Genomic DNA, 13,298 nt, shown 5'->3' with positions numbered 1-13,298 from the left:
CATGTTCCCCTCGTTCGACGATCTGATCGCGGACGCCGTGGTGCTCGCACTACCGATGCGAGTTCGCTTTCGCGGCATCATGACTCGTGAGGCCCTGCTCGTTCGCGGCCCGGCCGGGTGGGGAGAATTCGCCCCGTTCGTGGAGTACGACGACGACGAGGCGTCGCAGTGGCTGCTCGCCGGGATCGAGGCGGCGTGGCTGGGTCCGCCGCCGGCGCTTCGTGACGCAGTTCCCGTCAACGCGACCGTGCCGGCGATCGACGCGTCTGCCGTTCCGGAATTGCTGGAGCGCTTCCCCGGCGCCCGGACAGCCAAGGTCAAGGTCGCCGAGAAGGGACAGTCGCTGGCGCAGGACGTCGCCCGGGTGAACGAGGTGCGTCGGCACATCCCGAACGTGCGCGTCGACGCCAACGGCGGGTGGAGCGTGGACGAGGCGATCACGGCCTTGCGAGCGATCACCGATGACGGTGAACTCGAATACGCCGAGCAGCCTTGTGCAAGCGTCGAGGAACTGGTCAGGGTCCGCGCCGCGGGGACCGGTGTGCGGATCGCTGCCGACGAGAGCATTCGCCGTGCCGAGGACCCGCTGCGCGTCGTACGAGCGGGCGGAGCGGACGTCGCCGTCGTGAAGGTGCCGCCGCTGGGCGGAATGCGTGCTGTGGTGGCGCTGTCGGCGCAGCTGGCGGACTACGGGGTGCCGGTGGTGGTCTCGAGCGCTCTGGACACGGCTGTGGGGATGTCCGCGGGACTGGCGGCCGCGGCAGCCTTGCCCACCCTTCCGTTTGCCTGCGGACTCGGTACCGGCGGCCTGTTCGTCCGGGATGTCGCGGTCACCGGGGCAGCTGTCGACGGTGCTTTGTCGGTGGGTGCCGTCGAGCCTGATCCGGTTCTGCTCGAGACGCTGGCCGCGCCCGCGGACCGGCGCGACTGGTGGTTGGAGAGGGCCAGGCGCTGCCATCGGATACTCGGCAGTAGGGACCAGCCGAATTTCGTATAGTCTCGGGCGCGACCTGATGAACATCAGTGAAGAATGAAGGGATCGAAAGTGGTTGCAGCTCTGAACGAAACCCTGCTCGAGGAATCACGGGTTCCCGCGGTCGTCGCGGACGTGCAGACCTTGATCGACGCAGAGGTTTCGGATAAGTCGGGGGCCTCAGGGCTGGCTCTCAAGGGTGGCTACGGCGCGGTCAAGAAGGTGAGCCCGTCCATCGTGCCGGACGCCGTCACCGCGCTTCTGCCGGCTTTCGTGGCAAAGCTCGAGCCGTACTGGCAGGAATTCTCGGCTTCCGGCGAAGGCAGCTTCGCCGATTTCATCAGCGCCCGCGGTGACGCGGTTGCCGATTCCCTCCTCGAGGTGACGGACGAGCGTATCGAGGGCAGCGACAAGGCCGTCGTCAAGTCGATGTACTCGAAGCTGCGCGGTTCGGCGAAGAAGCATGTGACTGCAGCTTTGCCGCGTCTGGGCGATGTGATCCAGAAGCACGCTGCATAAGCGAACGTAAAACGACGAGTGGCCCGGGAGTTTCTCTCGGGCCACTCGTCGTTTTCGGTGCGTTTGTCAGTGAGCCGAATGTCCGTGGCGCCAGAAGCCGGTGAAGGTGATGTCGGTTTTGGCGAACTTCCGGTCGTTCACGAGGTGCCGACGCAGCCCGGTGGTGAGTGCCTGTTCGCCGGCGACAAAGGTGTACGACGGCCCCTCGGGCAGTTCGGCGGCGCGGACGGTCTCGAGGGTCAGAACACCCGGCGTCGCGTGTTCGTCCTCGCGAACGAGCCAATGCACGTTGACGTTCGCCAACTCCGGAATGTCTTGCTTGTCTTCGATGTTCGGAATCTCGACGAAGACCTCGGCACGCAGGTCTGCGGGCGCGGATTCCAGAATGCCGATGATCGCGGGAAGTGCACTCTCGTCGCCGACGAGCAGTTGCCACTTGGCCTCGGGTGTGGGGTTGTAGATGCAGCCTTCGTCCAAGAGAGCGACCTCGTCGCCGGCCGACGCGGTGTCCGCCCACGCGGATGCCGGGCCGATGTCGCCATGATAAGCGAAGTCGATGTCGATCTCCGTGGTCTCGCCGAAGAGACCGGATCCGGCGGCACGGTAGGCGCGAATCGTGTAGTTGCGCACGACGGGTCGCGTGTCCTTGGACATCAACAGGTACTGCGCATACCAGAGATTGCTGGCCGCGCTCGGCAACCGGAGTTCACTCTGGCCGACCTGCGGGATGAACATGCGGAACCACTGATCGGCACCCATCGGAGCGATGGTGGACAGCTCTTCGCCGGCAATGGTCACCCGGATGAAGCTGGGGCTGATTCGTTTGTTCGCCACGACCTGCGCCGACACGATGCTGCGTGAGGCCGGTTTCACGAACATGGCGCGCTTGGCCATGACTGGTTGCTCCCTGATTATCTGTTACTCGTACCTAATCAGGTAACCCTAACCTGATTTACGGTCGCTGTGGAGTGGTGGGTCTGTCCTTTTCGACGACTTCGGGAGGAAGACCCCACTGCGCTCGGCCAAGTCGGCTCATCGGTGCGATTGCCGCGAAGTCCGGTAGGCCGTCGTCGGCGACAGCCTCGGGACGTACGGCGACCGCCACCACATTTCCCATCACGACAAATGAATTGCCGACCTCGATGACCTGGTGGAGCGTGCATTCGATGGCGATCGGGGAGTCGGCGACCCGTACGGGGCGAACCCGCTCGCTCGGCTCGCTACGGATGTTCAACTCGAGAAACTCGTCGGCCTCGGCGTCGTAGAAGGCGGAACTCTGGTTCACCACGTCGGCAAGCCTGGCAGTCGCCAGGTTGATCACGAATTCGCCGGTCGCTTCGATGTTGCGCAGACTGTCCTTGCGTCCGACCGACGTGAACTGCACGATCGGCGGCGCCGAACTTGCCACGGTGAAAAAGCTGTACGGAGCCAGATTGCCGACGCCGTCCGCCGACAGCGTGGACACCCAGGCAATCGGCCGGGGGACCACCGAAGCGGTGAGTAACTGATAGAACCGGCGGGGTTCGAGCTCGGCTGGATCGAAGAGTGTGCGCACCCACACATAATGCCGCTGTCCCCGCCCCTGGGCATGCTTGCGCCCGAACATCTGACACTCTTGAAGGCGTGAATCCGTCCACTGCACAAGCCACAGCCGTCGTCGACGAACTGGTTCGTGGTGGCGTGCGTGAAGTCGTGCTGTGTCCAGGCTCTCGCAACGCGCCCCTCGCATTCGCCCTCCAGGCCGCCGATCTCGACGGCCGGTTGCGTCTGCACATGCGGATCGACGAGCGGACAGCAGGCTTTCTGGCACTCGGACTGGCAATCGCCGGGAAACGACCGGTCCCCATCGTGATGACTTCCGGGACCGCCGTCGCGAATCTTGGACCCGCTGTCCTCGAGGCCAACTACGCGCGAGTGCCGCTGGTGGTCCTGAGCGCCAACCGGCCGTACGAGATGCTCGGCACCGGCGCCAACCAGACCGTCGAGCAACTCGGGCTCTTCGGCAGTCAAGTCCGCGCAACCATCAGCCTGGGCCTGGCGGAGGACGATTCGACGCAGAACAGCCAGTGGCGCTCGGCGGTCTGCCGGGTCCTCGCCGCTGCCCGCGGAACCAGATCCGGAAACGCGGGTCCGGTGCATTTCGATATCCCGCTCCGTGAGCCGCTGGTGCCGGACGTTCACGTCCAGGGACCGGTTCCGGAGGGCCGTCCCGGCGGTGCGGCCTGGACCACCACCCAGAATGCGACGCTCGACGTTCCCGTCGATCTGGATCTCACCGCAGATACGGTGGTCATTTCCGGACACGGTAGTGCGCTTCGGCCTGAGCTGGCGGGCCTGCCGACCGTGGCCGAGCCGACGGCTCCGATGCACGGGATCGCACTGCATCCACTCGCGCTCTCGCAACTCAAGCCCAAGCAGGCGATCATCACCGGCCGCCCGACGTTGCATCGTCAGGTCTCGAAGGTGCTGGCCGACCCGGGCGTCGACGTCTACGCGCTGACTACCGGGCCGCGCTGGCCGGACGTATCCGGCAACGTACTCGCCACCGGAACCAGAGCAGTGGTCACCGGGACTCCCGATCCCGCCTGGATCGCTCGATGCGCCGCGCTGACCGAACACGCCGAAACTGCCGTCCGCAAGCAACTCGACGCCCACCCCAAGGCCACCGGCCTGCACGTGGCCGCTGCTGTGATGGATGCTCTCGCGGACGGCGACCAGCTTCTGCTCGGCGCATCCAACCCTGTTCGCGACGCGGCACTCGTGAGCTACCCCAAGCCCGCCGTGCGGGTGCTGTCGAATCGTGGCGTCGCAGGTATCGACGGCACCGTCTCGGCGGCGGTCGGTGCTGCGTTGGCGTACGACGGTGGCCGGACCGTCGCTCTCATGGGCGACCTGACCTTCCTGCACGACGCTTCCGGGCTGCTGATCGGGACCGGTGAGCCGAGGCCGAGCGACCTCACCATCGTCGTCGCCAACGACGACGGCGGCGGTATCTTCGAGCTCCTCGAACAAGGCGACCCGCAGTACGCCGGCGTCTTCGAGCGAGTGTTCGGAACACCACACGGCATGGACCTCGCTGCGCTGTGCGCGGCCTACCGCGTGCCGCACGCAGCGGTCGCCGTCGACGCCCTGGCAACGACGCTGGCGCAACCGGCCAACGGCATTCGTGTGCTCGAGGTCGCGACGGATCGCAGTGGGCTGCGCGAACTCCACGCTTCCGTGCGGGCACAGCTGTGACGCAAACGGTTCTGCGTCGCCTCCGCATCGGTGTGCTGGTGGTTGCGGTCGGCATTTCCGTGCTCGCGGTGATTCTGGTTCTCGGTGCCTGGCGCAACGATCGGACCATCGAATCGAACATGGGGACCGCAACCGCCGAGGTGCTCTCGGCGGGCTCGCTACGTTCGGCGATCAGCTTCGTGACACCGGACGGCGCGAATCACAACCCTGAACTCGGCGTTCTCTACCCCACCAATCTGACTGTGGGACAGCGCATCGAGGTGGAGTACTACAAGACCGAGCCCGATTTGGTTCGGGTAGCAGGACGTAACGCGACGGTGGCACTGATCCCGGCCGGATCGGTGATCGTCGTGACGTGGCTCCTGGCTGGACCGTCGATCTGGTACCTGCGCAAGCGGGAAGCGCAGGCGGCAAGTTCGGCGCCGGTCGCCTCGAGTTAGTTCGCGCTTCGCCCGAACTTCACACGAACATGACGTGGACTTTTCCTGGCCCTGTCACCGTTCTCGGTGTGAGAGTAGCCATCGTTGCGGAGTCATTCCTGCCCAACATGAACGGCGTCACCAACTCGGTACTACGCGTGCTCGAACACCTCGATCGCACTGGCCACGACGCCATGGTCATTGCGCCGGACACTGTCGGATCCGACACCTCTGCCGCCACCGAACACGAAGGCGTTCAGGTGGTTCGGGTGCCAGCCGTCATGGTGCCCAAAGTCAGTTCACTTCCCGTCGGCCTGCCGCAACCACGATTGACCACGGCCGTGCGGACCTTCGCGCCCGACGTCGTCCATCTGGCGTCACCGTTCCTGCTCGGCGCCGGGGGAGTGGCCGTCGCCAAGCGGCTCGGGATCCCGACCGTCGCGGTTTACCAAACCGATGTCGCCGGATTTGCCGAAAGCTACGGTCTCGGCGTCACCAGCCGCGCCGCATGGGCGTGGACCCGTCGAATCCACAAGAGCTGCAACAGGACACTCGCGCCCTCCACGTCGGCAGTCGACGCCCTCGAAGAGCACGGCATTCCGCGCGTGCACCGATGGGCCCGCGGCGTCGACGCACAACGATTCGCGCCTTCGCGTCGTAGCTCGGTGTTGCGGCGGTCCTGGATCGGTGACAGCGACCGGTTGGTGGTCGGCTTCGTCGGTCGCCTCGCGCCCGAAAAGCACGTCGAGCGACTGGCGGTGCTGGCGGCCGATCCCAGCGTGCAGATCGTGATCGTCGGAGACGGCCCGGATCGCGAGAACCTACGACGACTGATGCCGGACGCGATCTTCACCGGACAACTGGGCGGTACCGCGCTGGCCGACGCCTACGCGAGCCTGGACGTGTTCGTTCACCCCGGCGAGCACGAGACCTTTTGCCAGGCGGTCCAGGAAGCCCTCGCGAGCGGTGTGCCTGTCGTCGGACCGGACGCCGGCGGACCACGTGACCTGATCTCGCATTGCCGCAACGGCTACCTCCTGCCGACGGACAGGTTCACCGAACTCCTGCCAAGCGCAGTCGACGCACTTCGTCAGCGTGATCTGCGGGTGCAGTTCGGCTCCGCGGCGAGGCGCTCGGTGCTGCACCGGACCTGGCCGGCAATCTGCGAAGAGTTGCTCCGTCACTACGAGGACGTGCAGGGCCTCGGGCGGCGAACGGGTGCCAGAGCAGCCTGAACGCCCTCGCTGCACGAGGGTTGGTAGCGTTTCGGGTGTGGCCACTACACACGGAACCCGAGCAACTCTCGAGAAGCAACCGCACGAAGTAGCGTCGATGTTCGACGACGTCGCGGAGCGATACGACCTCACCAACACCGTGCTGTCCTTCGGCCAGGACAAGGGTTGGCGCAAGGCCACCCGCGAAGCCCTCGATCTGAAGCCGGGCGAGAAGGTGCTCGACCTCGCCGCCGGAACCGGAGTCTCGACCGTCGAACTGGGGCGCTCCGGTGCCTGGTGCGTCGCCACCGACTTCTCCAAGGGAATGCTCAAGGCTGGAATCTCGCGCAAGGTCCCGATGGTCGCAGGTGACGCGATGTACCTGCCCTACGCCGACAACGTGTTCGACGCCGCGACGATTTCCTTCGGTCTGCGCAACGTCTCCGACTTCGAAGCCGGACTGCGTGAGATCGCCCGCGTCACCAAGCCGGGCGGACGTCTCGTCGTCAGCGAGTTCTCGACGCCCGTCTTCGGGCCCTTCCGCACGGTCTACATGGAATACCTCATGAAGGCGCTCCCGCAGGTCGCACGCACCGTCAGCAGCAACCCCGACGCCTACGTCTACCTCGCCGAATCGATCCGCGCCTGGCCGACCCAGGAAGAGTTGGCCCGCAAGATCGAGGCTGCCGGCTGGAAGAACGTCAAGTGGCGCAACCTCACCGGCGGCATCGTGGCGCTGCATTACGCCACTGCCTGAACTGCTGTGCGCCTTTATCAACCCCCGGCGGTTAATAAAGGCGCACAGCACTTGCTCAACCGAACAGCGGTCGGGAGTCGATCTTTCTCGACGCGGCCCCCGACGCCCGCCAGGCCTTCGCCGTCAGATCGGCGTCGGCGTCGGTGACGAGGTTCCCCATCACCCGAACGGCGACCGTCATCAGTGCCCGTGAGCGCATCGCGATCGGACCCGACGCGGGCAGGAACTGCGGAACCGTCAGCAGGCCTGCGAGCCGGCGCGCGACCGAGAACGCCTGCCCGTAGTGCTCCCGAAGCACGGTCGGCCACAGCTCCGTCAGATCGTCGGCGCCGAGCTGTTCGACCACCAGACGTCCGCCTTCGAGGCCGTAGTCGATGCCCTCACCGTTGAGCGGGTTCACACACGCTGCGGCGTCGCCGATCACGGCCCAGTTGCGTCCGGCGATGTTGGAAACTGCTCCACCCATGGGTAGCAAAGCCGAAGCGACGGAATGTATTTCGCTGCTCCACTGCCACTCGCTTCGGCGCTGATCGGTGTAGAGGTCGAGCAAGGGTCGCAGGGCACCTGGAGCCGGGCGCTTGGACGTCGCCAGTGTCCCGACGCCGATGTTCACCTCGCCGGTGCCGAGCGGGAAGATCCAGCCGTACCCCGCCTGCAACGTGCCCTCCGCGTCCCGCAGTTCCAGATGCGAGGTGATCCACGGGTCGGCGCTGCGCGGCGTAGCGACATACGCGCGTGCCGCGACGCCGTACGCGGTGTCCCGGTGCCACTGCCGTCCCAGCTTCTTGCCGAGCGTCGAGCGAACGCCGTCGGCGATGATCAGCGTCCGGCAACGAAGAGTGCTTCGTCCCGAGGGGCCGGCGAGTACGACGGCGGCTACTCGATCACCGTCGAGTTCGACGTCGACGGCCTTGGTGCCCTCGACCATGACCGCGCCGGATTCGACGGCGCACCGGCGAATGGCGTCGTCGAGTTCGGTGCGGGGAATGGCGCTGCCGATCGGCGGGAACGACGTCCCCGGCCACTCGAGTTCGAGTTCTTGTCCGAAGCCGGACAACCGTAGTCCCTTGTTCGTCGTGTGTGACCGAACCCACTCGCCGAGGCCGAGGAGATCCAGTTCGGCCACGGCGCGCGGAGTGAGTCCATCACCACAAGTCTTGTCTCGCGGGAAGACGGCAGCGTCCACCAGCACGACGTCTCGGCCGCTGCGGGCGGCCCACGCCGCGGCCGAAGAACCCGCGGGACCTGCGCCGATGACGACAATGTCGTTTTCGTTCGGAAGCGAATCGACGACGGGGGACTGCTCTTCTACGGACACACTCACATCTTCCCAGGCTCGCGATCGCCACCGTGGCGAGGCCGTCCCGAGTGCGAACCGCTAGGTTCACTACCGTGGGAACCGAGCCGTCACTGACGACAGGAATGGGTACTGACATCGTGAGCACCGAAAAGACTGCTGCCGACGCAACCGCATCGAGCACCGTCGTTGCAGGCATCGACCTGGGCGACGAACAGCTCGCCGCAGTAGTGCGTGGTGGACTCTCCGATGTCGAGGAGTTGTTGGTCAGCGAGCTGTCCGACGGAGAAGACTTCCTCACCGAGGCCGCGCTGCATCTCGCGCGAGCTGGTGGAAAGCGCTTCCGTCCGTTGTTCACGATCCTGACCGCGCAACTCGGACCGGTGCCGAACGATCCGTCGATCATCACCGCAGCGACTGTCACCGAACTCGTTCACCTGGCGACGCTCTATCACGACGACGTCATGGACGAGGCGTCCATGCGGCGCGGAGCACCCAGCGCCAACGCCCGCTGGGGAAACAGTGTGGCGATCCTGGCCGGCGACTATCTGTTCGCGCACGCATCACGACTGGTGTCGACGCTCGGACCCGAGGCCGTTCGGATCATCGCCGAAACATTCGCCGAACTGGTCACCGGCCAGATGCGCGAGACGATCGGTGTCAAGAAGGAGCAGGATCCGGTCGAGCACTACCTCAAGGTCGTGTGGGAGAAGACCGGTTCGCTGATCGCTGCTTCGGGACGCTTCGGCGGCACCTTCTCCGGCGCCGACGCAGCTCACATCGAGCGCCTCGAGCGCCTGGGTGATGCCGTCGGCACCGCGTTCCAGATCTCCGACGACATCATCGACATCTCGTCCGTATCGGCGCAGTCCGGCAAGACGCCCGGCACCGACCTGCGCGAGGGTGTCCACACCCTGCCCGTCCTGTACGCGTTCCGCGAAGAAGGAGCCGACGCAGATCGCCTGCGGGAGCTTCTCGCGGGCCCGGTCACCGAAGATGCCCTGGTGGAAGAGGCCCTCGAACTGCTTGAGCGTTCGCCGGGCATGGTCAAGGCGAAGGCAAAGCTGGGCGAGTATGCCGTCGCGGCGAAAGCTCAGTTGGCTGAGCTCCCGCAGGGACCGGCCAACGAAGCGCTCGTGCGTCTCGTCGATTACACGATCGAACGAGTCGGCTGACACCTCGGCGAATCGGGGCTACCGGGTGGAAACCCCGACAGTCACTGGGTGGGAACCCTGATGCCCCTGTCCTTCGTTGACTGAACAGAACCGGTGCATACACCGGGGAGTTCGGGTGAGCCTTCGGCTCCAGCGAGGCAAGAGGTGAGCGGTTTGCACGGCTACGCGAACGGTGCGAAGACATTCGGCTTGTTGGTGGGGATGTCGGCGCTGATCGTCTTCATCGGCTCGCTGTTCAACAGCCCGTTCCTTCTGTGGGGATCCGTTCTGTTTGCCGTCGGCATGAATGCCTACGTGTACTTCAACAGCGACAAGCTGGCGCTTCGATCGATGCGCGCCCAGCCCATCACCGAGGTCGAGGCACCGGCGATCTACCGGATCGTGCGCGAACTCGCCACGACGGCGCACCAACCGATGCCCAGGCTGTACGTCAGCCCCACGAACGCCCCGAACGCGTTTGCCACCGGTCGTAGCCCTCGGCATGCCGCGGTGTGCGTGACCAGCGGCATCATGCAGATCCTGAACGAACGCGAACTGCGTGCCGTGCTCGGGCACGAACTCTCCCACGTCTACAACCGGGACATTTTGATCTCGTCCGTGGCCGGCGCGATGGCCAGCGTCATCTCTGGCCTGGCCAACTTCGCGATGTACGCGAGCATCTTCGGCGGCCGAGGGAACGGGCAGGGAAGCAATCCGATCGCGCTGCTGCTCGTCTCCCTACTGGGACCGATCGCGGCAACCGTGGTCAAGCTGGCCGTCTCGCGCTCTCGCGAGTACCAGGCGGATCAATCGGGAGCCGAGCTCACCGGTGACCCGCTGGCGTTGGCGTCGGCGCTGCGCAAGCTCGAGTCGGGCGTCGCAGCCGCGCCGTTGCCGCCTGAGCCCAAGCTCGCGGCGCAGTCCCACCTGATGATCGCCAACCCCTTCAGAGCGGGGGACAAGGTCAGCAAGCTGTTCTCGACGCATCCGCCCATGGCGGACCGGATCGAGCGTTTGGAGAAGATGGCGGGGATGTAGGGGCCTTCGGCCCCTGTGCGCCTTTCTGGTCGTCGGAACTACCAAAAAGGCGCACAGGGGCGCAGCCCCTACTACCGGTAGTTCACGAACTGCAGGGCGATCCCGAAGTCCTCACCCTTGAGCAGGGAGATGACGCCCTGGAGGTCGTCGCGCTTCTTGCTGCTCACACGAAGTTCCTCACCCTGGATCTGCGCCTTGACGCCCTTGGGGCCCTCGTCGCGAATCTTCTTGGTGATCTTCTTCGCGTTCTCGCTGCTGATGCCCTGGACCAAGGTTCCGGACAGCTTGTAGATCTTTCCGGACTGCGCCGGCTCGCCGGCATCGAATGCCTTCAGCGAGATGTCGCGACGGATCAACTTCTCCTTGAACACGTCGAGGGCGGCCAGCAGTCGCTCCTCGGTGTCGGCGTTCAACGTGATCGTCTCTTCACCAGACCACTCGATCGACGCTCCCGTGTTTCGGAAGTCGAAACGCGTGGTCAACTCCTTGGCAGCCTGATGCAGGGCGTTGTCCACCTCTTGACGGTCAACCTTGCTCACCACGTCGAAGGACGAATCAGCCACTTCACACTCCCGCTTTCCGGTAGTTCACGAACATCGAGTTCCGCCCACCTTCCATACCGGTGGACACCTCGACGTTATCGGGTCGGCACCGCCCGTTACCACCCGGTTTGCAAAATGGGGGTGTGTTCGTTGTATTCTTCTCACCGCACCGAGGAAGCCGTTTTCGGCCGCCGCACGTCGCGATATACTTGCGAATGCGCCGGATCGAAGCCTGGTGCAAGCACGGCAGATTGCCCGAGCGGCCAATGGGAGCGGACTGTAAATCCGTCGGCTTATGCCTACGTAGGTTCGAATCCTACATCTGCCACACCAAGTCAGCCCCGATTCTCTTTACGAGAGTCGGGGCTGACTTTTTTGTGCTTGTTCCGAGGTCGGGTGGGCGTTGGTGACGCCGGCGTCGGCTGCGGCTCAGGGGCCTCGGGAGTGCTTCTGGGGATGCCTTCGGGGGAGTGCGGGGTCAAGTTGGTTCCCGCAAAGCCCTCGCCAGCGGCCCCGATCGGTGCAACAATGGGCTCCGGCACCATTTTTGCCCCGATGACCAGCGGATTTGGTGCTGGCGCTCGTTCGTGTGTAATCTTTCGGAGGCTTCAAGAGAGCGGCAACGCGCTCCTGAGCCACGCCCCCTTAGCTCAGTCGGTAGAGCGTTTCCATGGTAAGGAAAAGGTCAACGGTTCGATTCCGTTAGGGGGCTCGCTGGATTGTGGTGCCGTGCTTTCCGCGCGACACTCGACACCGAGGCGGTGTAGCTCAGTTGGTAGAGCAAACGACTCATAATCGTTGCGTCGCCGGTTCAAGTCCGGTCACCGCTACACAATATGCATGATCCACCCTGATTGCTCGTAATCAGATACACCCGAAAGAAGGCATCCCGTGGCCTCCTCGACCGACGTTCGGCCCAAGATCACCTTGGCCTGCGAGGTATGCAAGCACCGCAACTACATCACCAAGAAGAATCGGCGCAACGACCCCGATCGCCTGGAGCTCAAGAAGTTCTGCCCCAACTGCGGAACCCACCAGTCGCATCGCGAGTCGAAGTAGTAAGTCCTTAACAGGACGACGATTTTCGCGGAAGACCCTCTCTGGGCCTGCGTCTTCGGGTCCTAGCTAGAAGAGAGTCTCACCGCGTGACAGATTTGCAAGAGAACCAGGCAGCGGCCGAGGTCCCTACGGACCCGGCCGCTCATGCCGTCCAGATGGTCGGTCACCACTATCGTGTCGAAGACTTCTACGAGGTCGGACGCGAGAAGGTACGCGAGTTCGCTCGCGCCGTCCAGGACGCCCATCCCGCGCACTACGACGAGTCGGCAGCCAAGGGCCTCGGATACGACGGCCTGATCGCTCCCATCACGTTCGTCGCCATCGTGGGTGCCATTGCTCAGCGACGTCTGTTCGAAGAGATCGTCACAGGCTACGACCTGAGTCAGATTCTTCAGACCGATCAGCGCTTGGTGCTGCACAAGCCCATGCAGGTCGGTGACCGACTCTTCTGCGACGTCTTCCTGGATTCGTTCAGGCAGGCCGCAGGTAGCGACATCATCGTGACCAAGAACATCATCACCGATCAGAACGACGAAGCCGTCGTCACCACGTGGACGACGCTTGTTGCTCGAACGGGTGGGGAAGTGGACGAGAACATCGCCCACGCAGTCAAGGACGTGATGATGCATGTCGCTTCGTAAATTTTCCGACGTGAGTGTCGGCGAACTTCTCCCCGAGAAGTCCGTCACCCTGACGCGTGGAAACCTCGCCAACTACGCGGGTGTTTCGGGAGATCCCAATCCGATTCACTTCAGTGACGAGGTCGCACGACTTGCCGGCTTGCCGGACGTCGTCGCGCACGGCATGCTCTCCATGGGCATCGGTGCCGGCTACGTCACCGAATGGCTGGGAGATCCGGGCGCAGTGACCGAGTACAACGTACGGTTCACGAGCCCGGTGATCGTGGCAGCCGACAAGGCTGCCGAGATCGAGTTCACCGCCAAGGTGAAGTCGATCGACGAAGAAAGCAAGACCGCAGTACTGGCAATTGTGGCCAAGTCCGAAGGTAAGAAGATCTTCGGTCGTGCCACTGCCACGGTCCGTCTAGCCTGATCGCAGGGCGGATTGTGTTTGTTCCGGGGCTTTGAA

Annotated in this window: 15 protein-coding genes and 3 tRNA genes; 14 read left to right on the top strand and 4 right to left on the bottom strand. The window is 64.4% G+C overall.

All coding sequences use genetic code 11. The features are described from left to right. Position 1 precedes the first annotated feature (1 nt). Both ATN37_RS30815 and ATN37_RS30810 read left to right on the top strand, forming a co-directional pair. Positions 2-997, top strand: coding sequence for an o-succinylbenzoate synthase (locus ATN37_RS30815; protein ID WP_218696056.1), 996 nt, complete (start codon positions 2-4; stop codon positions 995-997). 48 nt (positions 998-1,045) lie between these two features. Beyond that, complete coding sequence (locus tag ATN37_RS30810; protein ID WP_003941973.1) at positions 1,046-1,492, top strand: hypothetical protein; 447 nt, start codon at positions 1,046-1,048, stop codon at positions 1,490-1,492. Positions 1,493-1,558: 66 nt separating this feature from the next. On the opposite strand, the gene ATN37_RS30805 is transcribed toward ATN37_RS30810, so the two are convergent. Beyond that, the gene (locus ATN37_RS30805) at positions 1,559-2,386 is read right to left on the bottom strand and encodes a siderophore-interacting protein (RefSeq protein ID WP_218696055.1); all 828 of its coding nucleotides are present in this window, start codon (positions 2,384-2,386) and stop codon (positions 1,559-1,561) included. 58 nt (positions 2,387-2,444) lie between these two features. Further along, positions 2,445-3,047, bottom strand: a complete 603-nt coding sequence (locus ATN37_RS30800; protein WP_039972961.1) for a flavin reductase family protein — start codon at positions 3,045-3,047, stop codon at positions 2,445-2,447. A 68-nt stretch (positions 3,048-3,115) separates the two neighbouring features. Between ATN37_RS30800 and menD the strand changes: the two genes are divergently transcribed. The 4 genes from menD (at position 3,116) to ATN37_RS30780 (ending at position 7,119) form a co-directional block, all read left to right on the top strand. Continuing rightward, positions 3,116-4,729: a 2-succinyl-5-enolpyruvyl-6-hydroxy-3-cyclohexene-1-carboxylic-acid synthase gene (menD, locus tag ATN37_RS30795; RefSeq protein ID WP_218696054.1), complete on the top strand. Its 1,614-nt coding sequence runs from the start codon at positions 3,116-3,118 to the stop codon at positions 4,727-4,729. Beyond that, complete coding sequence (locus tag ATN37_RS30790) at positions 4,726-5,169, top strand: DUF3592 domain-containing protein (protein WP_042453078.1); 444 nt, start codon at positions 4,726-4,728, stop codon at positions 5,167-5,169. Before menD ends, ATN37_RS30790 begins: the two co-directional genes overlap by 4 nt. Before the next feature lie 68 nt (positions 5,170-5,237). Next, complete coding sequence (locus ATN37_RS30785) at positions 5,238-6,383, top strand: glycosyltransferase family 1 protein (RefSeq protein ID WP_217018581.1); 1,146 nt, start codon at positions 5,238-5,240, stop codon at positions 6,381-6,383. 37 nt (positions 6,384-6,420) lie between these two features. Beyond that, positions 6,421-7,119: a demethylmenaquinone methyltransferase gene (locus ATN37_RS30780; RefSeq protein ID WP_003941879.1), complete on the top strand. Its 699-nt coding sequence runs from the start codon at positions 6,421-6,423 to the stop codon at positions 7,117-7,119. A gap of 55 nt (positions 7,120-7,174) precedes the next feature. Here ATN37_RS30780 and ATN37_RS30775 read toward each other — a convergent pair whose 3' ends face one another. Next, positions 7,175-8,437 carry a geranylgeranyl reductase family protein gene (locus ATN37_RS30775; RefSeq protein WP_371748382.1) on the bottom strand — a complete coding sequence of 421 codons (1,263 nt, stop codon included), beginning with the start codon at positions 8,435-8,437 and terminating at the stop codon, positions 7,175-7,177. 104 nt (positions 8,438-8,541) lie between these two features. Between ATN37_RS30775 and ATN37_RS30770 the strand changes: the two genes are divergently transcribed. Both ATN37_RS30770 and htpX read left to right on the top strand, forming a co-directional pair. Next, a complete protein-coding gene (locus ATN37_RS30770; protein WP_037129929.1) occupies positions 8,542-9,591 on the top strand; it encodes a polyprenyl synthetase family protein in 1,050 nt (349 codons plus the stop codon). 153 nt (positions 9,592-9,744) lie between these two features. Further along, positions 9,745-10,608, top strand: a complete 864-nt coding sequence (gene htpX / locus ATN37_RS30765; protein WP_007728460.1) for a zinc metalloprotease HtpX — start codon at positions 9,745-9,747, stop codon at positions 10,606-10,608. Positions 10,609-10,679: 71 nt separating this feature from the next. Here htpX and ATN37_RS30760 read toward each other — a convergent pair whose 3' ends face one another. Continuing rightward, positions 10,680-11,171, bottom strand: coding sequence for a YajQ family cyclic di-GMP-binding protein (locus ATN37_RS30760; RefSeq protein ID WP_003941854.1), 492 nt, complete (start codon positions 11,169-11,171; stop codon positions 10,680-10,682). A 224-nt stretch (positions 11,172-11,395) separates the two neighbouring features. Between ATN37_RS30760 and ATN37_RS30755 the strand changes: the two genes are divergently transcribed. From ATN37_RS30755 to hadB, 6 genes are all read left to right on the top strand, one after another. Then, a tRNA-Tyr gene (locus ATN37_RS30755) sits at positions 11,396-11,478 on the top strand. Positions 11,479-11,789: 311 nt separating this feature from the next. After that, positions 11,790-11,862: transfer RNA gene (locus tag ATN37_RS30750), tRNA-Thr, on the top strand. Between the two features lie 45 nt (positions 11,863-11,907). Then, positions 11,908-11,980 (top strand) — tRNA-Met (locus ATN37_RS30745). Positions 11,981-12,041: 61 nt separating this feature from the next. Beyond that, positions 12,042-12,209, top strand: a complete 168-nt coding sequence (gene rpmG / locus ATN37_RS30740) for a 50S ribosomal protein L33 (protein ID WP_003941903.1) — start codon at positions 12,042-12,044, stop codon at positions 12,207-12,209. An 86-nt stretch (positions 12,210-12,295) separates the two neighbouring features. Then, the gene (gene hadA, locus ATN37_RS30735; protein ID WP_019744315.1) at positions 12,296-12,850 is read left to right on the top strand and encodes a (3R)-hydroxyacyl-ACP dehydratase subunit HadA; all 555 of its coding nucleotides are present in this window, start codon (positions 12,296-12,298) and stop codon (positions 12,848-12,850) included. Beyond that, positions 12,837-13,262 carry a (3R)-hydroxyacyl-ACP dehydratase subunit HadB gene (gene hadB, locus ATN37_RS30730; protein WP_003941909.1) on the top strand — a complete coding sequence of 142 codons (426 nt, stop codon included), beginning with the start codon at positions 12,837-12,839 and terminating at the stop codon, positions 13,260-13,262. Before hadA ends, hadB begins: the two co-directional genes overlap by 14 nt. Positions 13,263-13,298: the final 36 nt, after the last annotated feature.

The sequence above is a fragment of the Rhodococcus sp. MH15 genome, from assembly GCF_019266045.1.
Taxonomy (GTDB): Bacteria; Actinomycetota; Actinomycetes; order Mycobacteriales; family Mycobacteriaceae; genus Rhodococcus_F; species Rhodococcus_F qingshengii.
This window is presented reverse-complemented; position numbering and strand designations above follow the sequence as displayed.